The sequence below is a fragment of the Pseudoalteromonas sp. P80D2 genome, assembly GCF_036680945.1.
In the GTDB taxonomy this organism is placed as follows: domain Bacteria; phylum Pseudomonadota; class Gammaproteobacteria; order Enterobacterales; family Alteromonadaceae; genus Pseudoalteromonas; species Pseudoalteromonas shioyasakiensis.
The window spans coordinates 365212-386552 of record NZ_JAZDAR010000022.1 but is presented as its reverse complement, the minus strand read 5'-3'; the positions used below and the strand labels follow the sequence as shown (position 1 = coordinate 386552).

Annotated in this window: 24 protein-coding genes and 1 pseudogene; 9 read left to right on the top strand and 16 right to left on the bottom strand. The window is 40.5% G+C overall.

The annotated features are described in order from the left end of the window. Position 1: 1 nt before the first annotated feature. The 5 genes from VRK28_RS04305 to VRK28_RS04285 form a co-directional block, all read right to left on the bottom strand. Complete coding sequence (locus VRK28_RS04305; protein WP_269407300.1) at positions 2 to 415, bottom strand: Rrf2 family transcriptional regulator; 414 nt, start codon at positions 413 to 415, stop codon at positions 2 to 4. A gap of 1 nt (position 416) precedes the next feature. Then, positions 417 to 1337: a DMT family transporter gene (locus tag VRK28_RS04300; protein ID WP_269407299.1), complete on the bottom strand. Its 921-nt coding sequence runs from the start codon at positions 1335 to 1337 to the stop codon at positions 417 to 419. 98 nt (positions 1338 to 1435) lie between these two features. Beyond that, positions 1436 to 2146 carry a helix-turn-helix domain-containing protein gene (locus VRK28_RS04295; protein ID WP_250660818.1) on the bottom strand — a complete coding sequence of 237 codons (711 nt, stop codon included), beginning with the start codon at positions 2144 to 2146 and terminating at the stop codon, positions 1436 to 1438. Between the two features lie 59 nt (positions 2147 to 2205). Continuing rightward, complete coding sequence (locus VRK28_RS04290; RefSeq protein ID WP_332393542.1) at positions 2206 to 2808, bottom strand: LysE family translocator; 603 nt, start codon at positions 2806 to 2808, stop codon at positions 2206 to 2208. Between the two features lie 26 nt (positions 2809 to 2834). Then, entirely contained in the window at positions 2835 to 3665 is an 831-nt protein-coding gene (locus VRK28_RS04285) for an AraC family transcriptional regulator (RefSeq protein ID WP_250660820.1), read from the bottom strand. A 265-nt stretch (positions 3666 to 3930) separates the two neighbouring features. On the opposite strand from VRK28_RS04285, the gene VRK28_RS04280 reads away from it, so the two are divergent. Continuing rightward, on the top strand, positions 3931 to 4785 hold the full coding sequence (locus VRK28_RS04280; protein WP_332393540.1) for a DUF417 family protein: 855 nt from the start codon (positions 3931 to 3933) through the stop codon (positions 4783 to 4785). Between the two features lie 38 nt (positions 4786 to 4823). Here VRK28_RS04280 and VRK28_RS04275 read toward each other — a convergent pair whose 3' ends face one another. The 6 genes and pseudogenes from VRK28_RS04275 to VRK28_RS04250 form a co-directional block, all read right to left on the bottom strand. Further along, positions 4824 to 5708 carry an alcohol dehydrogenase catalytic domain-containing protein gene (locus VRK28_RS04275; RefSeq protein WP_332393596.1) on the bottom strand — a complete coding sequence of 295 codons (885 nt, stop codon included), beginning with the start codon at positions 5706 to 5708 and terminating at the stop codon, positions 4824 to 4826. Between the two features lie 60 nt (positions 5709 to 5768). After that, positions 5769 to 6575, bottom strand: a pseudogene (gene dkgB, locus VRK28_RS04270) (2,5-didehydrogluconate reductase DkgB); the annotation flags it as partial. 274 nt (positions 6576 to 6849) lie between these two features. Continuing rightward, positions 6850 to 8052 carry a low temperature requirement protein A gene (locus VRK28_RS04265; protein ID WP_332393539.1) on the bottom strand — a complete coding sequence of 401 codons (1203 nt, stop codon included), beginning with the start codon at positions 8050 to 8052 and terminating at the stop codon, positions 6850 to 6852. Between the two features lie 12 nt (positions 8053 to 8064). After that, positions 8065 to 8430 (bottom strand): hypothetical protein, encoded by a 366-nt coding sequence (locus VRK28_RS04260; RefSeq protein WP_240704567.1) that lies wholly within the window; start codon positions 8428 to 8430, stop codon positions 8065 to 8067. 9 nt (positions 8431 to 8439) lie between these two features. Continuing rightward, positions 8440 to 8988 (bottom strand): redoxin domain-containing protein, encoded by a 549-nt coding sequence (locus tag VRK28_RS04255; protein WP_332393534.1) that lies wholly within the window; start codon positions 8986 to 8988, stop codon positions 8440 to 8442. A 9-nt stretch (positions 8989 to 8997) separates the two neighbouring features. Continuing rightward, a complete protein-coding gene (locus VRK28_RS04250) occupies positions 8998 to 9579 on the bottom strand; it encodes an NAD(P)H-dependent oxidoreductase (protein WP_332393532.1) in 582 nt (193 codons plus the stop codon). 127 nt (positions 9580 to 9706) lie between these two features. On the opposite strand from VRK28_RS04250, the gene VRK28_RS04245 reads away from it, so the two are divergent. After that, the gene (locus VRK28_RS04245; RefSeq protein ID WP_054553546.1) at positions 9707 to 10063 is read left to right on the top strand and encodes a winged helix-turn-helix transcriptional regulator; all 357 of its coding nucleotides are present in this window, start codon (positions 9707 to 9709) and stop codon (positions 10061 to 10063) included. A gap of 21 nt (positions 10064 to 10084) precedes the next feature. After that, entirely contained in the window at positions 10085 to 10537 is a 453-nt protein-coding gene (locus tag VRK28_RS04240) for a hypothetical protein (protein ID WP_250660826.1), read from the top strand. Positions 10538 to 10581: 44 nt separating this feature from the next. Here the strand turns inward: VRK28_RS04240 and VRK28_RS04235 are convergent, their stop codons facing one another. The 3 genes from VRK28_RS04235 to VRK28_RS04225 form a co-directional block, all read right to left on the bottom strand. Further along, positions 10582 to 11643, bottom strand: coding sequence for a fatty acid desaturase family protein (locus tag VRK28_RS04235; protein WP_332393522.1), 1062 nt, complete (start codon positions 11641 to 11643; stop codon positions 10582 to 10584). Continuing rightward, complete coding sequence (locus VRK28_RS04230; RefSeq protein WP_269407295.1) at positions 11640 to 12683, bottom strand: flavin reductase family protein; 1044 nt, start codon at positions 12681 to 12683, stop codon at positions 11640 to 11642. The genes VRK28_RS04235 and VRK28_RS04230 overlap by 4 nt, the downstream gene beginning before the upstream one ends. Before the next feature lie 413 nt (positions 12684 to 13096). Further along, positions 13097 to 13309, bottom strand: coding sequence for a DUF2061 domain-containing protein (locus tag VRK28_RS04225; protein WP_175078744.1), 213 nt, complete (start codon positions 13307 to 13309; stop codon positions 13097 to 13099). A gap of 440 nt (positions 13310 to 13749) precedes the next feature. On the opposite strand from VRK28_RS04225, the gene VRK28_RS04220 reads away from it, so the two are divergent. From VRK28_RS04220 to VRK28_RS04200, 5 genes are all read left to right on the top strand, one after another. After that, a complete protein-coding gene (locus tag VRK28_RS04220) occupies positions 13750 to 15048 on the top strand; it encodes a PAS domain-containing methyl-accepting chemotaxis protein (protein ID WP_062565836.1) in 1299 nt (432 codons plus the stop codon). A gap of 463 nt (positions 15049 to 15511) precedes the next feature. Beyond that, positions 15512 to 15826, top strand: coding sequence for a DUF6572 domain-containing protein (locus VRK28_RS04215; RefSeq protein WP_332393516.1), 315 nt, complete (start codon positions 15512 to 15514; stop codon positions 15824 to 15826). Between the two features lie 674 nt (positions 15827 to 16500). Then, on the top strand, positions 16501 to 17133 hold the full coding sequence (locus VRK28_RS04210) for a hypothetical protein (protein WP_062565834.1): 633 nt from the start codon (positions 16501 to 16503) through the stop codon (positions 17131 to 17133). A 546-nt stretch (positions 17134 to 17679) separates the two neighbouring features. Beyond that, positions 17680 to 17934: a YfhL family 4Fe-4S dicluster ferredoxin gene (locus VRK28_RS04205; RefSeq protein ID WP_054562570.1), complete on the top strand. Its 255-nt coding sequence runs from the start codon at positions 17680 to 17682 to the stop codon at positions 17932 to 17934. A gap of 108 nt (positions 17935 to 18042) precedes the next feature. Further along, positions 18043 to 19362 carry a methyl-accepting chemotaxis protein gene (locus VRK28_RS04200; protein WP_332393512.1) on the top strand — a complete coding sequence of 440 codons (1320 nt, stop codon included), beginning with the start codon at positions 18043 to 18045 and terminating at the stop codon, positions 19360 to 19362. Positions 19363 to 19394: 32 nt separating this feature from the next. Here VRK28_RS04200 and VRK28_RS04195 read toward each other — a convergent pair whose 3' ends face one another. Together VRK28_RS04195 and VRK28_RS04190 are read right to left on the bottom strand one after the other, a co-directional pair. Further along, positions 19395 to 19646, bottom strand: coding sequence for a TIGR03643 family protein (locus VRK28_RS04195; protein ID WP_062565831.1), 252 nt, complete (start codon positions 19644 to 19646; stop codon positions 19395 to 19397). Between the two features lie 45 nt (positions 19647 to 19691). Beyond that, positions 19692 to 20576: a LysR family transcriptional regulator gene (locus VRK28_RS04190; protein ID WP_062565830.1), complete on the bottom strand. Its 885-nt coding sequence runs from the start codon at positions 20574 to 20576 to the stop codon at positions 19692 to 19694. 102 nt (positions 20577 to 20678) lie between these two features. Between VRK28_RS04190 and VRK28_RS04185 the strand changes: the two genes are divergently transcribed. Next, positions 20679 to 21308, top strand: coding sequence for an NAD(P)-dependent oxidoreductase (locus tag VRK28_RS04185; protein WP_062565829.1), 630 nt, complete (start codon positions 20679 to 20681; stop codon positions 21306 to 21308). The last annotated feature ends 33 nt before the right edge of the window (positions 21309 to 21341 follow it).

Genomic DNA, 21341 nt, shown 5'->3' with positions numbered 1-21341 from the left:
CCTACTTTTTAAATTGACTGGCAAGCTCTGCAAGCGACACTTCAGCAAAACGTTTTAATAACAGTGCTTCTGCATCATCCATCGCATTTTGCAGGGCGCTGTTCACTGCATGCTCGATAGGGCAGTTGCTGTGCTCATCGGTTAGACCAATTACAAACAGGTTCTTTTCGCCAAGCGCTTGGTGAATATCAAATAAAGTGATGTCAGTTAAGGGAGTGGCCAGTAGCCAGCCGCCATTGTGACCTTTGATTGCCGATACATAACCTGCTTGGCGCAGTAACGCCATAGTACGGCGCACAACCACAGGGTTGGTCAATAACATGTTTGCTAATGTCTCTGATGTAACAGGGTGGCTGTAACTGTTTAAATGGATCAGCACATGTAAAACCCGTGATAGTCGGCTGTCTTTTCTCATCTCAAATCGTCAATATGCGTTTTTTGCAGTGTATCACGAACTGCTTAATATTGACCGTTTGAATTACCAAACTAACGCTCACTAAACCAATTCCCAGCCAGCCAATTTGCTGAAATTGCTCATTTAAAATCACAATAGCCAGTACGGTGGCGATAATAGGCTCAAGTAAAGTAATGAGCACGGCTTGGCTAGCCGCTATGGTTCTTAAGCCAATACTAAATAGCCAATAACCGAAAAACATCGGTACTATGGCCATGTAAAGCGCCACGCTGGTATTGGTAGCTGTGGCAAAAAGCGCATCTCCAGTAATTAATAACGAAGGCAATAGCACACATGCAGCGCCGCCAAATAGGCTTGCCATGGTCGCTCTTGAATGAATGCCGTAGCTAATTAAGCGTTTGGCAACCCATGAATAACCCGCATAGGTAAGTCCTGCAATTAAGCCAAGTAAAATGCCGATGTTTTGGCTAAACAGCCCCTTAGCAGCAAGGTTATGCTCTTTACCTAATGCGATTAAGCCAATGCCAATAGCACCAAAGCAAAAGCTGACTAGCCAGCGAGTTGCAATGGGCTTTTTCTCAATTAAGTATTCTAATAAGACGGTAAATAAAGGCGCGCTGGCAATCGAAACAACAGTGCCAATTGCCACACCTGCGCTATTCATAGAGGTATAAAATGCCAGCGGATAAATAGCAACACAAGCTGAACCTAGTAGGGTTAGGGGGTAGTGCTTTCGCAGTGTACTAGCATTGTTTATTAGCTGTTTTATTGAGGTTAGGCAAAGTAATACGCCGCCAAATCCCATCGCAAACGCACCTATCGCAAAAGGGCTAATGTCTGGTGCAAAGCTTGCGGCTGTGCCTGTTGTGCCCCAAAAAACACTGGCAACTAAAACGGCAATGGTCGCGATGGTATGGTTCATTGATGATTCGCTTTAAATTTAAGATATCAAAAGCATAATCAAAATTGATGTGCAGTTTTTGACAAAAAGGACGGTTTTGTTGGCGTTTAAAACTAAAGTTACTTTTTGAATTTACTCGGTGATAAGCCAAAGTACTTTGAAAAACTGCGGCTAAAAGATGAAAGCTCATTGTAACCAACTAACTCACTAATACGTTGTAACGGATAGTCGGTATGACTGAGTAAGGCTTGGGCTTTTTCCATTCGCTGTTTGGTTACATAGTTCATGACAGTCAATCCGGTTTGTTGCTTAAACAGCAGCTTAAATTGCGTTGGGCTTAAACAGGCAATGCTGGCAAGGTGTTTGATTTGAAGAGGAGTACCTAAGTGACTGTCAATATAAAGCAGGGCCTCGCTAATACGGCTGTCGACCTTAGGCTGCATAATTTGCTCAGCTAACAGCAAATTGAAGGTGTTAAACATGGCAAGTTCTAATTCACGATTAACCGCTTGCTCAAGTTGCTTTGCCACAAACTGCAAAAATGCCCAAAGTGATTGATTAATTGCAAACACGCAGCGCTCAGCAGTGGCTAGGTTACCTGGTAGCTTTGGCATATCGGCCACCACAAATCGCGCCTCTGGCATTGCGGTAAACAGGTGTGTTTGCGAGGCTTTGACAACCACGCATTCACCGGGGGCGACTTTACCTTGAAAATCACCGACACTAATAGCAATCACACCTTTTAAGGGCAGTACAAGTTGATGATAGTCATGGCTATGACTAACAGGCTTAGTACTGTAAGAGCGGATAGATAGATTGCCTTGCATCATTTTGTGATAACCGTTTGCTGAATAACGCTATTATGCCTGTTTGCGAGGGATGATCAATTTTAGGCCATTAACGGGGTTAGCACATGCTCGTAGGCAATCATTAGTGCGACATAAACCAACAAAATAGCCATCAGCTTATTAAACATGTTAAAAACACCCGGCCGTGATACTTGCTTGCCAAGCATTAAGCCCGCTAACGAGTAACTTGTAGGCGCACCAAAGGCAAGAATGGCTAAAATAAGAGACCAAAATACGATTGCAGCGCCGGTAATATCTGCGCTTGGGAACTGAATCGTAGCAATTGGCAAAGTGGCCACCAAGGCTTTTGGATTTAATAGCTGCATAAACAGGCCATCGAAAAAGCTAAGTGAGGCATCCGCTGAGGTATCACTCACCTGTACTTTTGCTTTTGCGACCTTCCAAGCAATATACAAAATATAGCCGCAACCAATTAAGCTCACATAAGGCAAAAACTGCGGGTTGAAAACTTGTAAGCCAAGGTAGCCAAGTAGCACAAATAAGATAAACATCGCGCTACCCACGCCAATAAAAAATCCAAGGTGTGAACGAGTTTGTTTATTTAAGCCACTACTTAAGCCGAGCAAATTGATTGGCCCAGGGGTGTACATAATGCCAATAGCATATGCAAAAATATCTGCCATAACAGCTCCAAATCAGTAATTTAGCTCTATCTATGAGCCCATTGCAGTTGAAATTGTTTTGGTGTCATACCGAATACTCGTTTGAAGTTACGATTGAGGTGGCTGGCATCTGCAAAGCCAGATTCAACCGCTACGCTGGTGGCATCGCGGCCAACTTGTAACGCTCTACGGGCATAATTAATACGACAGTTCAAAACATATTGATGTGGAGTAATACCGAAGTGCTCGCGAAAGCGGCGGATAAAATGATACTTCGACATAGTGGCAGCATGGGCAATGTCATCAATAGCAATGTCATTGTCGATATTTGCCAAAATGTAGTCTTTTGCGCGCAGAAGTAAGCTATCAACTCGGGTGCTTAAAGCCGGTAAATCAAGGCTACCGTTTAGCCTTACTAAAGATTGCGCCATTTGCAATACTGCAGCTTCTCGCTCTATTTTGCTGGTGCTATTGGTTTGTAAAAGCCTTGATAAGTGAATCACTTGATTACGCAGTAATGGATCAGCATACAAGGTGTTTGCCATACGTAATGTACAATCTTGCTGATATCCTAGCGCTTTGAACAAAGGCTGAAATTCATCGGGATGAATATACAGCATTAGATACTCTAGGTTTTGCTCAGTGCCAGAGTGACCATCGTGAATATCTTCAGGGTTAAACAAAATAACATTGCCAGGTACGCTTTTATAAAACGCATTACGACAAAAGAAATCTTGCCGCCCCTGTAGAGTAATGCCAATTGAATACTCTTCGTGAGCATGCTTTGCATAGGTAAAATCACTCATAGTCGCAGTCAACATCGAGATGCTCTGATGCTGTTCGTTGTTGATGTACTTAAAGTGATTGTCTTTGCTCACAGATGCTCCAGAAGGTTGTGCGCTTCGTTATTATTCCTACGCCAATATAGCGAAGCAGGCAACCTAAAAACTTGAACAAAATTGCTGATATTGAAAAAAAGAGGTTTATTTTTTGCCTAAATAAAATCAAGCAGTGTCGATTCTTTTCATAATTTTTCAATGGTTTATAAAAAATGACTATCAGAATTTTCTTATATTTTAATTCAGTGTGAATGTTTTTATCCCTAACTGAGGTCTTTTAAACAAGCAGTAGAGAGGGGTTTAAATGAATTTACGTACATCAAATAATTTAGTGATTGCACTTATCACCATCAGTTTTTCGTTATTGGGTTTGTCTTTTATCTTGGGAGCAAACCCCAATGCCATTGGCAGTATTTTTTCGTTCTATAAATTAGACGCTCAGGTGCCAGCTCACATCATGAGTATGATCGCAGGCTTTGCTTTTTGCTTTGTTGGCATTACCAGCCTTCATTCACATTTGGGGTTTATCAATAGAGCGCTTCCGACCATCACTGCATTTGCTATATCAATGCTCTGTTTGATTACGCTGTTTGGCGCTAATCGTTGGCTTGCAAGTGAAGGAGGCTTTCCTGTGATTGGTTCAGGGCAGGGGATCATTAAGTATTTTGCTGTTATTCCACTGTTTTTATTTGTGTTTTACAAAGAGGCTTTAAGTGATAAAGCGCATATTGCTTTAAATTATGCATCGGTGGCATTAGTGTTGGTTTGGATTGGCGCCATGAAGTTTTTTGCTTTTGAAGCGAAGGGGATTGTGAGCCTTGTAGAAACATCGCCGTTTATGTCGTGGTTATATCAGGTTTTTAGTGTGCAGGGTGCATCGAATGTAATTGGTGTGTTTGATATTGTCAGTGTGCTGTTGCTTTGTGTTGGCTTGTTGATTAAAAACAACAAATTAATAGTATTGGCAGGGCTTGCCTGTTGCGCTGTTTTTATCATGACACAAACATTTTTAATTACCGCACCGAATGCGCTTAGCAGTTCGACGGTTTTAGCAGGACTTGGTCAATTTGTGATTAAAGATCTGTGGTTTATTGCAAACTTAGTGATTATTTATCACCTAGCTGTAATCAATAATACAGCCAACGAAACAGTCGCATAAAATAAAAAAGGCCTCAGAAGAGGCCTTTTAAATGATCACTAAACAACTACAACGGCTTTTTGCTTTTGAACTTTAGAAAACTCAAGCGCATCGTTGAGATTGTTAAATTCAAAGTCTGTAGGTTCTTCAACATTTAAAGTACCCGACGCAATGTCATTAAGGAGCTTTTCGCCATCACTTACAAGACGTTGCCATTGCTGTGTATCACCATAATCGTGTAATGCGCCAAGGGCAATTTCATGATAAGAAATAGTGCGTGTGAATGGCTCATCGACTGGGGTTTCAATACGCCCTAAAATACTGATCACATGACCATTTGCTTGTAGGAGTGGCACTAACTTTTTAGTTTCTTCAGGGCCATTAGCATCAAAGAGTGCAAAGTAGCCACCTTCAGATGGTGCGTCGCGTAATACTAACTTAACGCCAAGCTTTTCTGCTTGCTCTGCCGTTAAGCTTTTTGATAATGCATGAACTTCAAAGCCACTGTGGTTCAGCATTTGCGTCAGTAGTTTATTAACTGCTCCCATGCCGGTAACTAATACTTTTTCGTCTTTGCGTAATGGTATTTTGCTAAAGGCTTGCCAGGCAGTAAGCAGTGGGCAAGGCAATGCAGCAGCAACATTAGCAGCTAACTCTTTTGATAACTGCATAACACGTTCAGCATAAAGAACTGAGTGCTTAGCAAAGCTGCCGTTTTCACTTAAGCTATGATGATAAGCGACTGTTTTACCAATTAGTTTGGTATCGACGCCATCGCCTACCTGCTCAACAACCCCAGCACCGTCTACGCCAGGTGTGTGTGTATCTGGCCAATTAATAGGATCAGCTTGAATAAACTTCCAATCAACTGGATTGATACCAATCGCAAGGTTACGAACTAAAATTTGCCCTGCTTTAAGTGCTGGTACAGCTTTTAATCCCAAAGTGAGCGCTTTATCAGCCCCTTGAAATTGCCAAGCATGAGTTGTTTTTACTTCATCATGATCCCAGTCAGGAGCAAAATCCGGGTTTGCTTGCCTGTCGCCGCAGCTAAGGGCATCAATTTGATTAATCTCGTCTTGGCTTAAGCTAAGCGAAAGGGCTTTTAAGTTGGTAGCCATATTTTCGCGTTTGGTCGATGACGGTATTGTCACCATGTCATGCGCTAATTCCCAAGCAATGACCACTTCAGCAGTGCTTACTTTGTGTTTGTTTGCAATCGCTTTAATGGTTGGATCTTTAAGTACTTTACCTACCGCAAATGGCATATAGCCGGTAACGAGAATGTCGTTTTGCGTACAAAAATCACGTACCTTTTGGTTGGTTAGGTAGGGGTGTACTTCTACTTGATTGGTAAATAACGCGCCTTTTGGCAAAATACTTAAGGCTTCTTCCATTTGTGCAATGGTAAAGTTTGAAACACCAATTTTTTTCGTTAAACCAAGCTCTTTTGCTGATTGTAACTCGGTTAAATACTCATCCATGCTTTCGCCATTGGCAGGGCTTGGCCAATGAATAAGCAGTAAATCGACGTAATCTAGTTGTAGTTTAGTCAGGCTTTCTTTTACGCTGTTAATAAAGTCCGTTTTATTTAACTTATCATTCCATACTTTGGTGGTAATAAATAACTCACCACGTGCAACACCACTGTCTTTAATCGCTCGGCCAACAGCTTCTTCGTTACCGTAAATTTGCGCGGTGTCGATGTGTCTAAAGCCCTCTTCAATAGCTGTTAGCACACTTTGATATGCAACTTCTTCTTGTAATCTAAATGTACCAAAACCCAGTTTTGGTATAATTGATTGTGACATCATAACTCCTTAATTATGGAACTTGGGCAAAACATGTTCGCCGATGTGCTTTAATGCCCATTCGATGGGTAATTCGTTACGTCTAAAGTGCAGGCCAATGTGATTCACACCGGCATTTTTCATTGCCTTTAGTTATGACATGAGTCCGTTAATGCTTGTTTCAACCCCTAAAGAGGGGGCGATTGAATAGCGATATTATTGCTAGGAAAGTCTTTGCGAAAAACAGCAGGGATAACAAAACACCTTTGTCGTTTTTGCAAAGGTGTTTTAATCGTTATGAATTAGCTTCTTCTTTTGAAAGGGTAAAGTATGCGCGAGTGACAGGGTAGGCAATTTGTGAAATCAGTGCTGTGCCCCAAAGTAAGTTGCCAATGAGCGAAGGCACATGGGGTAAAATGGGAATGGTAACTAAAGCGAGTATAACGCCAAACATTCTTACTTTAGCTGTTGCAAAACGATGGGCTACACGGTGTTCGATCATTAACTGGATCCACAATAAACTCAATAAGTAGCCTGCTAACCCTACACAGCCAATGACACCATATTTAAGTGGGTAAGGTTGCCAAAACCCAGCTTTCACTTCGCCGGCGAGCGCAACGCCGACCATAACTGCACATAACATTAAAAATAGGTGTGCTAACCACCAACTTACGAGTGTCCATTTATGCTGATTCTTAGGTTTACCATTGCCAACAAAGTCAAAGTAAATCCAGCATTGCACAAATACTGCAATACCGCCAAACATAAAGTTAGCCAGTACAGAGGGGTCGACTTTATAAATTCCTTTTTCTGATAAAGTAATCACCAATTTAAAGAAACCTTCGCCTACGACAATGAGCAGTAAAAGGGCAAAGCGCTCAGACATATGCCCAAGGCGTGGTAAAAAACGTTTATTTTCAAGTACACCAATTTTTGGAGCCATATATAAAACTTGGATAGCGGCAATCGCAGTGCCAAATACCCAATAACGATAGGGAGCAGGCATAAAAGCTGTGGTCGCAAAGATAATGGCAAGAGCAAAGTAGTTACGGCTCACAGTGCGTGCTAATTTTGTTGATTCGATCCCCAATTGATTGGTGCGATGAAATAAATACGCTGTAATAAGTCGGTTTGCGGCATAGGCCAATGCAAAATATGTCCAGCCTTTGTCAAGTACATGGGGAATAGAGGCTGCCATAACCATGGCGGTGACAATTTGGCAGGCCATGATCAGCCGATGTTTTACATCGGTACTGACATAGAGTGAGTTAAAAACGCTGGAGTCAGCCCACGCGAACCATACGGTGATGAATAAACCTGCAAAAGTAAGAAAACCACTTAAATGTAAGTGGTCGCTTAAAAAATTACCTAGCAGAAAAATGATTACCACATGGATAAGGTCATAAAATAATTCAACCCAATGAACATGGTCATGTGAACTTTTTAAATCTAGGTGATGCTTAGGTAAGCGCCACATTGGGTGGTTTTCTAATGCCATAATTGATCCTACCTATTTCCTTTCGACAATAATTGCAGTGATGGTGGTTTCACCCTCATTTTTGACTTGATGAGTCCATGCGTCATGCCACATCACATAGCCATTGGGGATCTCAAGTGTTGTTTGTGACTCTTTTGTACTGATGGTTGCCTTTCCACCTGTCTCAAAGTAGACAGTTTCAGCATTATGCTTATGCCAATTATCTTGCTCACCTGGTGCTAAAGTCATACGCAAAACAAGTACTTCACTGTTATCTAGCAATACTTCATAGTGATTAGGTGAAGCAATATGTGCATGGGGGAGTTGTGCTGAAAAGGCATGTGGTGAGCACATCATTATGCTCACCAAGCCAATCAGCAAAGTTGTAAATTTGCTCATGGCTACTCTCTATTTATGCATACCGCGAATTGGGTAGTTATTTTTTGGATCGCGTATCCAGTTAAGTCCACTTACCAAGGTTGCTAAATCAGGTCTTACAAATGGGTTATTAGAATAATCAACCACATGTACATTACCTTGCTCGTTAACCACAAACAGTGCAGGCTCTGCGAAAGGGTGATCTGTTTCTTGCGGTGAACGGGGATCAGATATGTAAGTACCTAATGCTTGCATTTGCTCTGTAGTCAAACCGTAAGCAAGTGGAAATGACACAGATAACTGCTCTAAATGCGCTTCTAACTGCTCTTTGCTATCACCTGAAACAGCAATTACATCAACACCCGTCTCTAATAGCGCAGCTTTGTACTGCTCGAGGCTGTTTAAATAGCGAGTACATAAAGGGCAATGCTTACCACGATAAACAACCACAAGCTGCCAGCTTGCACCGTGTTGAGATTGACCAAGAACAGCCTCTTCACCATTCAAAAGTGCAGCACTAATACTAGGAAATGCACTGCCCGGATGGAGTTTATTGCTATAAACAGATTCGTTACTCATGAGTGTTCCTTAAAAATTTTCGTTTAAGTGTTTTTCAAAGCGCGCAAAGTCGCTCTCGATGTCTGCATTTTTCATCACGTCAAAACAGGAGAAAGTAGGTAACCCTTGCATACCGAAAAACTTAAAGTTCATATGCATTGGGAAAACAAGGTCATCAACACTTTTACCTTCAAAAAAGTCAGTGGCATCTGCAAATGATTCTGCAGGTGCATTTAAAGTCAGCGACATCATATATTGAGTGTTATTTAAGGTGCCGCCTTTACCGTAATTGGCTTTTGGATTGTCTTGATGGCGACCATCACCATGGCAAAGCGCTCCACCCATGCCCGCGGTGTACACTTCATCCATGTATTTTTTGAATGACCAAGTCATGCCCATCCAGTTAATAGGTGATTGCAAAAAGACGATATCTGCCCATTGATGGTTCTCAAGTTCAGTTTCTACATCAAATTCGTCTTGTGTATTAACCACACGAGTTTGATAGCCTTTTGCTTGAAAAAAAGCGTCGGCTTTTTCGATTAAAGCAGCATTTAACTTACCTTCAGAAAAAGGGTAATAGTGATGTGCGTTAAGAATTAATACGTTTTTCATAGTTGAGTATCCGTTTGCTAGTTACTTTATCGTGTTCAAAATACATTCTGTGGTATATAATAGTAACCTAGATTATTTAATCAACCAGTTACCTTTTTGTAACTAGGCTGAAAAATGCGAGGATGTTTTGGAAAGTTCAGTAGAAACAGATAGTAAGGGTAGAAAAAAAGTTTTAAATGCTTGCATGGAGCCGTGTGCTATTGAAAAAGGCATGCGTTTGATTGGCGGTAAATGGACGGGCTCTATTATCTATCATTTAAAAGATGGCCCTGTGCGCTTTAATGATTTAACGCGCATGCTGGGTGGTGCAAGTAAAAAAATGATCGACCAACGTCTAAAAGAGCTTGAAAGTAGAGCGATGATCACCCGTCATGTTATTAGTACGCGTCCGATAGCGGTGACCTATGAGCTTACTGACTTTGGCCGCTCAGCACTGCATATACTCGATGAGTTACGGGTTTGGTCTGAATCAAATGAGATTTAATTAGCTTAGAAAGGGCAGGGAATGCATAAGGCACAATTTGGAGAGGTTGAATCAATTAAAAAGCCACCTCATTATGAGGCGATTCATCAACTTGCGCTTGATATTGTTAATGCTCCAAATAAACAACAAGAGTGGGCGGCGTACAATAAAATAAAAGAAATATGCGACAAGTTTGCAGGCACACCGCTTGATCATCCGTTTCAATGGGAAACACTCGCTGACTTTACCTATCAAAAGCCAGAAGTTGCACTTAGCTATTATTTCAAAGCGCTAAAGCTAGCAATGTTACTCGAACTAGAGGATTATTTAGCGTCGATTAATTTGGCGATTGCAGAGAATTACCTAGAGAAAGCTGATAAGGCCCAAGCGCTAAACTTTGCCAATACAGCTTTAACTTTCGCGGAACAAGCAGCAGATGATGAATTACAGTTAGAAATTAACGAACTGATTCTCGAAGCTAACTCCTTGCCATAAAATTATTTATAAAAAAGCCAGCGCTATGCACTGGCGTTCATTATTTACGGAAAAGAGTAGCGCACAATCCGTTTTACAACAGAAAAGTACTGGCGAAAGAAGCCACCGGTATTGTAGTGGATGCCGTGCTCTTTAAAGATAGCTTGTACCTTAGGGGCAATTTCGCGGTAGCGTTTTGCAGGTAAATCTGGGAATAAGTGATGCTCTATTTGATAGCTCAAGTGCCCAGTCATTACATGAAACAGGTTACCCCCTTTGATATTTGATGAGCCTAACGCTTGGCGGTAATACCACTGACCTTGTGATTCATTTTCGCAGTCTTGCTGGTTAAATGTTTCAACTTCACCGGTAAAATGCCCGCAAAAGATAATGGTTGAGGTCCATAGGTTACGTAATAAATTAGCCGCTAGGTTGCCCGTAAAAACCCACAAAAATAAAGGCCCAGCAAGGAGTGGAAAGAGCAGGTAGTCTTTCACTAACTGGCGTGCACCTTTACTAAAAAAGCGCTTTTTCAGTTCGCTGTGCGGTACTTTGTAATCGCGGCCATCTTTTTTCTTGCCAAAAAATACTCGCTCGGCTGCCATTTCATGGTACGACACACCCCATTGAAACAGCACACTGAGTAATAGGTAAGTGACAAATTGCCACAGGTTTTTTACCCGCCAACGAAAGTCATTCGATAAGCGCAGTAATCCATAACCGAAGTCGCGATCTTTACCAATAATATTGGTATAGGTGTGGTGCTCGTAGTTGTGAACGCGGTTCCAACTAGCCCCATCGCAAGCTATATCCCACTCGTAAGACTTTGAATTTATGTATTTATCATTCATCCAGTCATATTGGCCATGCATCACATTATGGCCAATTTCCATGTTATCGAGGATTTTTGCAGTGGCTAAACTAAGCACACCCACGAGCCATAAAACAGGCTGGATAAAGCCTAGCATTAATAAAATTCGGCCACTCCATTCAAACACTCGCTGGCAAACAATAACGCGGCGAATATATTTTGCATCTTGCTCACCGAGCCTTGATTTTACATCTGCTTTAACACTATCGAGTTGAGCTGCTAATTTTTCAAAATTGACTGCTTTTGTTGTCTTCATGCTGATAACTCCACGTCACTGACTGGTTGCGATATACAAAGTTGAATTAACTGCTCTGAGCTATCAGAGAGCTCACCGGTGCGAATATCACGCACTATGCCTTGCTTTTTAACGCATTGGCATTGATGGCAAATTCCCATACCACAGCCAACTGTCACCGGTTGCTTATTCGCTTTTAAGTGGGTCAGTAAGGTTTGTTGGTTATCAATAGTGAATGTTTTGCCCTGATGAGTGAGTGTTAATTCGTGCTTATCAGAGGTTGCTAAAACAGCAGGGACTGCACTGAAATGCTCACTGTCGATAGGTGTATTTAATTGCTTAGCTAAAGCGGCTGCTTGTTTATACAAAGCAGCTGGGCCGCACACTAACCAGTGTTTATGAGCATTTGTTGTCAGCCATGTCGTCGCATCGCCATCTTTGTTGCGCTCAAGTAAGTGATAATCAAAATTGCTTAGTGATTGCTTTAGTTGCTCAAGCTCATCTTTAAGCCAGTGGCTGTTCGGCTTTGCATAGTAAAGCAGGGTTATAGTGTGTTTGCTATCTGCAGGTAAAGATTTAAGCATGGCTATAAATGGCGTAATGCCAGAGCCCCCGGCAAGCATGATTAAAGAGCGCGCGGTATTTGGCATAACAAACTGGCCTTTAGGCTCAGAAATATTAAGCCATTGCCCTGGCCTCAAGTTTGTTAGCTTTGATGTAAATGCGCCGATTTCTTGGCTGCGGATCAATAAACGAATTTGTCGCTGCTGCCTTGCCAATTGTGGTTCGCTTGCGATTGTAAATACACGCGTTAGCATTCGACCATTCGTTTGGATTGTTAACGCAATGTGCTGGCCTGCTTGATGAACTGGCCATGTTTTCTCTGGCTCAATAATCAACTCAACGCTTTGTTCAGCAAACACCTGTACATGTTTTACTTGTGCACGAAAGTAGCCTTCGCGCCAGCCTGGTTTAAAGCACTGAACCACAGGCTCCCAGTATCCTGCCCATGACTGATGATGCAATAAATGTTTTGATAATGAATTTAATAACGCTCTCATTTTTCGCCTTTAGCTTACAAGTGTACGCTCACTTGGCGCACAAGTGTAAGCTGAAAAGTGATAATTGCAAGCCTAATTTGAGTATTAGCTCTAAATTAAAAGGGCTTAACCTTGCTTTTAGGGGGTTATATTTAATGAAAAAAGAATGGATTAATTTTCTTTTTTTTATTTAATTCAAGGTTATATGTTTATTTTGTTTAGTTTTAATTGCCATGCATCTAGGGAAGGGAGTTTGAGCTCTTTTACAAGAAGTATTAAAAGGGCTCGTTAATTTCGGCTAATAATTAAAAACAGCTTTAGCCTTTTTGCTCTGAAGCTCTGTCACCGGCTCTAGTGGCAAAGCTTAATTTACAGTTCGAAGTGTAATATGGGGATATTCGTTGGTTTGTGAGCCAATTCAATCTAGTTAATTCCTATGCAAACATTATCCCATCTGAATCTTGTTTAAAGTTATTCTGACTTTCAACTTTACGCCATACTTTTTCGTGAAAGTAAAACGCAACAGTGTTTACAGCTGGCTCAACAATAGCAACCAAGCCACCAATTAAAAAACTACCTGTTAAAAAATAAGTCACTGTAAAAGCGATTGCGAAGTGCATCATTGCAAAAGTAACTGTCTTAATCATTTTGAATACCCTAACTCTCATAATTTGATGAGTTTAGTATTGCTCATTATTTTCAGTCTTTAAAATGGAATAAAAAGATTGTATTGATTGGTTAAATAGAATGGCTGTGTGTCAGTGTTGCTTGTTAGTTTTCAACTCAATATGCGCTCCTGACGAAGACGTTTAGAGCAGTTCGCAAATTTACTTCTCTAATGTGGTAATGCGAAAGCGTATTGCCAATGATAATGTAAGGCTCTGAACTAGAAAAAGTGATCTTTTATAATCATCGAGCAGTAAATAAGCTCTTTGTAAACTATGTTTGGAGCTTAGAGTTAACTTACATGGTTTCTAACTTCTCTTTGTACCCATTCATCTTAAATGTACTATTAATAACCAATTATATTTGTATGATGATAAAAATTACTCAAATCTTGAGTTCATAATCCAAAGGAACATACCTAATGTGGTTTACTAATCGCAAACTGTTATCCGAAAATATTTATTTAAAAGAGCAGGCTGCTGAATACGAAAATATAAAGCATGAGCTCAAAGAAGAGATGTTGTATTTTCTGCTGAACAAAAATAGCACCATCATTGAAGTAAATGAGCGATTTGCAGCAGCGCTAGACCTTCAAGCGAATGATCTAGTTGGTAAAAACTTAAATGATTTGCTCCTAAAAAAATCAATTAATAAACCCCACACACAAAAATTACTCTCGGCAATAAATAAGTTAAACCATTGGCACGGCGCCTTACAATTACAAACTAATACAGGTCGTGAACTGTGGCTCAGGAGCATTTTACAACCAATAAATGGCGAACTTGCCGTGTATTCAGCTGAACTGACAAGAACTATATCTCAATCAAGAGAGAAAGAAGATATGCTTACTGCTCTCAGTCGCTCTTCTGCTGTGATTGAATTTAGCCTGGATGGCATAATACTCAATGCTAACGATAACTTTTTGAAAGCCATGGGGTACTCTCAAAATCAAATATTAGGAAAGCACCACAGCATGTTTTGTGATCCACATGAAGTTGAATCGAGTGCTTATAAACAGTTTTGGTCTGAGCTGAAGCAAGGGCGCTTTATTTCAGACCGTTTTAAAAGGATTGATAGCCACGGTAATGAGGTATGGCTTGAAGCCTCATATAACCCAATTCATGACGACAATGGTGATTTATATAAAGTTGCTAAGTTCGCGACTGTCATTACAGAACAAATGAAAAGAGAGCAAGCAATCTCACAGACTGCAGAGATTGCTTACGATATTTCAAAGCAAACAGACGCAGATGCAGAAAACGGTTTAGAAGTTGTTAAGCAAACAATATCAACGATGAAAGCCCTCTCTAAGAAACTCGAAACAGCCAGTGAAGGTATCAATAAATTAGATGTACAGTCAGCTAAAGTAGCTGACTTGGTCGATAGTATTAAAGGTATTGCAGACCAAACTAATCTTCTTGCTCTCAATGCTGCAATAGAAGCTGCAAGAGCTGGAGAGCAAGGACGCGGTTTTTCTGTTGTGGCTGATGAAGTGAGGCAGCTTGCTTCAAGAACGAGTGCCGCTACTGAGCAGATAATAGGTGTCGTGACGGAAAATAAAGTACTAACACAAGATGCGGTAACTCAAATTGAATCTAGTCTAGTAGAAGCAAAAGATGCATTAGAGTTATCTAATAGCGCAGGAAGTGTAATCGATGATATTCAAAAAGGTGCTAAAGAAGTGGTTGAGGCCGTCAGTCAATTTAAAACGAATCTTTAGTAAAGGGTTATCGAATAAAGGAGTAGTTGTTCAGGGGAAGATCACTATAAAATTATATTCACATGAAGGTTTAGGGTGTCTAATCAATGTATAAAAGGATTTTGAAAGGACTCTTGTTTGGCATATTAGGCTACACAAGTACTATGTTTGGAATGTCATATAGAAGTAGTGAGCAGTTCATTTTAGCTCAAAAACGCTGCTTAAATGGCATCTTAGAGTCTTGTTTATCAGATAGTGATAAAGCCACACTACTTGCTAGTTGGTCACCTTATAATTTGTACTATTTAATTGTTTTAATCATTAGCTTTGCAATACTAATATTGCTAGATGACATAATGAAATTTGTGTCACTTGCATATAGCAAGGCAAATCAAAAGCGCTGACAAAACCAGTTGCTTTGCTCTTGCCTGACAAACCGCATGTCACAAAGACTTGAATATCACGTAACTTAAGGAATCTGAACATGGATGACCCTATTGAGAACTTAGATAAAATCGATGTCGTTGGAGAAAGAAAAGATGGTGGTGTCGATTTGGTTATTGTATTGTCAAGTGCACTAAGGGATTGTGAGTATCACGAACAACTTCTGAAAACTAAGATTCAAAGTTATACGGATACCATCTTCTCCGATGAGTGGATATCCAAGTATGGTCAGGGTAATAGCGATATTTATATCAAAGCCCAAGTAATGCCTGAACAAGAAATTATTAATCTAATTGGTGCAATTAAAAAACACCTAAAGGAATTCAATATTGATTTGTGGTTGGAAGTTGCATAACAAATTAAAGCTGCGTATTGCTGTAGCCTTTTCGCATTCCGAATAAGCAGAAAAATATGTAACTCGCACTATCAAATTCTTATGCATCTAGGGACAGACCAAATGGGCGCAGACATTGAACTAAATATCAGCTTCAGATTCTTGGCTCTTTCAGAAGAGTTAGTAAGCGAAGCTAAATTAAGCCTTAAAGTCTCTTCAGTGCTGATATAACAATTAAAGAGTATAAACGTAGTTGCTTTAAATCACCATTTGGGTAAAAGTAGCCCTAACAATCTAATAAACAAGGACAAAAAACAGTTTGCTGTTTTGGCTCCTCAACATTTAGCAAACAATTTTTAGCCCCTTATCGAAGCCTTGATACTTATGGAAGATTTCTGCACTTGTCTCGAAAATTAAAGTTTGTAACTGCAATATCACAGATGACTGAAAATGGTGCCTCCATTAATGGTGGTTTTAATCATTTCAGAGGTGAGGCTATATTCACGTCCACTTTGAATACGTGTTATTTCGAAGACAAAACTCTCGTTAAGATCAAAGGCGGAGGTTTAAATGGTAGCAACTATAAATGCTCTAATTCTGGTGAGTTTTACAGAGTAATGAAATTTGATAGGTTGTAATAAACTCGTATATAAAAAATTATGTCGCCCGCAAGCTGATTAGGACACAAGGAAAGTATGAAGATTGTTTTTAAATTTATTGGATTGATTTGGACTATTTCTTTTCTTTCGTTTTTTGTTCTATTCATCTACGTGGGAATTGGAGGTGAAATATCTCCTTTAGTTCAAGAGTATGTGATCTACTCTCAGACAGTTTTATCGTCTTTTTTCACTTCAAACTGGTTTTATGTTGTTTTTGTAGTTGGTTGGTTTGGAGTTTGTTATGGACTAGGAAAAGAAAGTGGCTGGCAAAACTTAGCTAAAAGATACAGAAAAAATAATGACTGGGGTTTAGAAGAAAGCTTCCGAATTGGAAGTGGGTATATTGGTAAAATACGACATAACGGAATCTTAAAGGTTGCAGCAAATAACAGGGGGCTTTATTTAAGAGTGCTTTTTCCCTTTAAGTTTGGTCATAAAAACCTGTTTATTCCCTGGCAAGAAATCTCGGCTGTTACATTAGAAAGTGGTTTGTTTTCAGAAAGTACTCCGGGCTTTCTGAAGCGTATGGCTAAACCAGTTTCAAAAACTGAGTACTTAAATATTCAACTACATGAGTTCCCAAAGCAGCGTTTAACTATTCAAAGTTATGAACAATTAATTCGCTATATTCCAAAAACCTTGAGAGGTAGTGCAGAGCAAGTGGTTTAAAAGCAACCTCTTTAGTCGCTCATTAGTGCTCGTTGGGAAACAAACACGCAGGCTCCCTATAGCCTGCGTATTTGTGTGGACTTCCCAGAGATTACCCTACGCTCTGTAAGTGAAATAGAAGAGTATTCTTTTAAAGAAAATACATAACAAGCCGCTAAATACTTATTTTCACTACCTGGCTAAAATTTATAAATTTTAGCCACTTCGCGCCTACAACAGGCTTGCGGAGCGTTACGATTAAATCCTCGATCGCACCTTTGTCCATAAACGAGCTATGCCCTTAAGACTCTGCCCATACCGAAAACTCATCTAGTCACCATAAAACCCCTCACTTATTTCGTCACATAGCTTGGTTCGATAGATAATCCCAGTGCATTAGTTCTGTAATATCTCTCTTGGAGAATCTTAACTACTTTTAAACTTGATCCAGATCAAAGAAACTTCATTCGCAGCAATCTATATTACGCGGCTGCAATTTTCGCTGCTTTTTGAAATCTATATTAGCTTTTAAAGGCAATACTCCATCATCGTGCTTAAAGGTGTGTCATGGCATTACTCATCAATAACAAATGTATTAACTGTGATATGTGTGATCCTGAGTGCCCGAATGAGGCTATATATATGGGCGCGAAGATATATCAAATAGACCCAAATAAATGCACTGAGTGTGTTGGGCATTATGATAACCCAACTTGTGTGAGTGTGTGTCCTATTGATTGCATTAAGCCAGATCCAAATCATCGTGAAACTTTAGATGAGCTGGCTGAGAAATACGTTAAATTGACCTCTCAAGCTTCTTAGTTAAATCACTTTTCTTAATTCTTTTTGCTTATCTTAAAGTAGCGCCCTGCGATAATTGTTCTACAATTTTATGAACAACAACACGTTAATAAAAAATCAGGGCGTTTTATGTGGTTTAGTAAATCCTTACAGGCTGAAATTGATGCGTTAAAAGCTGAGCTTTATCCGCTAAAAGATCTCACTTCAGGTATTGATGAAGAGATGTTGGTGCTTAGGCTGCGTGCTGATGGCACGATGGCTTATATTAACCAGAACTTTTTAGATGAATTAGGCTACTCGCACAACCAGCTAATTGACTCGCCTTTCCAAGATATTATTACTGAACAATCTCGAAATACTGACCAATTTAAAGACTTAAAAAACGCCATTGAAAATCAGCAGCATGGAGTAGGACACTTACAAATAACTCGCTATGACGGCAAGCTTGAGTGGCTCCGTTTGATTGCACACCCAGTACACACAGAGCAAGGTGAGCTTAATTACTTTGCTATTTACGGCACTGTGCTTACCGATGCCATTTCTACTTCTCGTGAACAGCGCGATACTATTAATGCAATCTATCGCTCGATGGCGGTTATTGAATTTGACTTAGAGGGTAAGGTTATTAACGCAAATGAACCGTTTTTAGAGAGTATGGGTTATAAGAGAGAGGAGATAGTAGGAAAGCACCATAGTATGTTTTGTGAGCCTGAACTGGCTGAGTCAGCTGAGTATGAGAAGTTTTGGCAACGCTTAAGACGTGGTGAGTTTGTTGTTGATCGCTTTAAACGTGTTGACCGTCATGGCAATGAAGTGTGGCTTGAAGCTTCATACAACCCCATTTCAAATGATTTTGGTGAGCTTTACAAAGTGATGAAGTTTGCCACTGTGATCACTGAGCAAGTTAATCGTGAACAGGCAATTTCACAAGCGGCCGAAATTGCGTATGGCACATCAACTGAGACCGATAAACTGGCTCAACAAGGGGCTGAGGTGTTACAAAACACCATGACGGTGATGAATGAATTAGCCCAGCAGATGGAGCAAGCAGCCCAAGAGATTTCAGCTCTTGATAAACAGTCACAACAAATTGCAGCCATTGTGCAAAGTATAAGTAGCATTGCGGAGCAAACGAACTTGCTGGCGCTAAACGCAGCAATTGAAGCCGCTCGTGCCGGTGAGCAAGGTCGAGGTTTTGCGGTGGTTGCTGATGAAGTCAGACAGCTTGCTTCAAGAACCTCAAAAGCCACCGAAGAAATTGTTGAAGTGGTAAATAATAATCAGTCACTTACGCAAAATACAGTAAAGGTTATTGAGCAAGGTAAGGTGAAAGCTGAACAAGGCGTGTCTTTATCAAATGAGTCTGGTCAAGTGATGGAAGACATACAGCACGGTGCCCAGCAAGTGGTTGATGCAGTAGGGCAATTTGCTAATCAACTGAATCAGTAATCTTTTTCATACTAGGTTTTAAGCCGAGTAAACTATCTATGTTTATATTGGGTTTTACAATAACCACGGGATATATCTGGATGGCGTAGTTTTAAGTGTTTGGTTTGCCTACCCGCTGCGCGTTTTCGCCAAAGTTTAAAACTCGAAGGTGTTAATTGCTCACGCATTAGCGCGATAACGTTTTTTTCGTTTAATCCAAACTGTTGGTTTATTGCTTCAAACGGGGTTCTATCTTCCCACGCCATCTCTATGATGCGTGATATTTCATGATCTAAGTGCTGCATTTCGGCTCCTTTTTATAGCCTATACGTATTTGCAGCAGGTTTAGATTATAAGATATCGTGTTGCCAGTGCTCTGCTAAAAAGTCGATGAACGCTCTCACCACATTTTGTTGGAAGTTACGCGATAAGTACACCGCCCATAAGTGAGAGCCCATAGTAGTGTGCTCTGGCAGTACTTTTACAAGCTCACCTGATGCCAAATAGTCATTGGCGAGATCACATGGTAGGTGAGCTACCCCGATTCCTTGTTTTGCTGCTTTTAAAAGTACGCCCATATCGTTGGCAACAATGTTGCCCTTAACCGTGACTTTTTGTGTGTTGTCGTCGTGTTGAAATTGCCAAATAGTGTGTTTGTTATGAACAAGGCAATTGTGAACAGATAATTCACTCGGCTCATTAATCGGTGGGTTCGCAGCTAAATAATCGTTAGAAGCACATACGGCGGTTGCGATATACATTAGCTTACGGGCAATAAGACCTTCGTCAGGCTGGTGGATGTAGCGCAAAGCGATATCAACGCGGTCATCAACCAGCTGCGATAAACTATCTGAAAGTAACAGTTCAAAGCGCGTCTGTGGATGGCGTTTGGTAAACTCTTTAATGGCATCAAACAGTTTATGTTGGCCAAGCCCAATCGGTGAGGCAACGCGAATAGTACCCACTAATTCGTTGTTATGGCTATGCGCTCGGCTTTGTAAATCAGATACTTGATTTAATATTTGCTGGCAATAGCTAAGGGCTTCTTCGCCTTGAAGGGTTAAACTTACTTTGCGTGTTGTACGATGAAACAATCTTAAATTTAGCCACTTTTCAATATCTTGAATATGTCTAGAAACTTGTAATCGGCTTAAACCTAAATGCTCTGCAGCCTGAGTAAAACTGCCTGTACGGGCAACTTCGACAAAGCTAGTAATTGAATTGAGTTTATCCATTGGTATCTTAAAGTGAAACAATGTGTATCTATTTAGTGTATTTATCAGTAATTAGTGAACAAGTAAACTGCAATCATTGAAACAAACAACGGAGAATTCCTCATGAAATTAGCAGTTATTGGCGCAACAGGTTGGATTGGCAGCCACATTACTTCAGAAGCAATCGCACGTGGTCATCAAGTAAATGCATTAGTTAGAGACGTAAGTAAAGTAACTCAAGATAACGTTACTGTGACTGAATTTGATTTAACAAAAGACGATATCGCAACTGCAGCTGCAGGTAGTGATGTTGTTATTGCGGCAATTGGTGGTCGTGCTTTAGGTAACCATGAAATTGTTGCAAACACAGCAAAGCAATTATTAAACGCGCTTGCAGGTACAGGCACACGCATTTTATGGGTGGGTGGTGCAGGTAGCTTAGAAGTGGCACCTGGTGTAACACTGGTATCAAGCCCAGACTTTCCTGCTGAATACAAAGCAGAAGCCATAGCTCAAGGTGAAGCACTTGATGTATTTAGAGCATCAACAGCAGATACAGCTTGGACTTTTGTATCACCAGCTGCGGTCATTTACCCAGGTGAGTCAGAAGGCCCGTACCGTGTTGGTGGCGACAGCTTCTTTACTGATGCAAACGGCGAAAGCAAAATATCAGTCACTGATTATGCTAAAGCGATGCTTGATGAAGCACAATCGGCAGCTCATTTAAATCAACGTATTAGTATTGCTTACTAATAGCGAGCCTTTCTTCAGGCTCATAAAATGGTA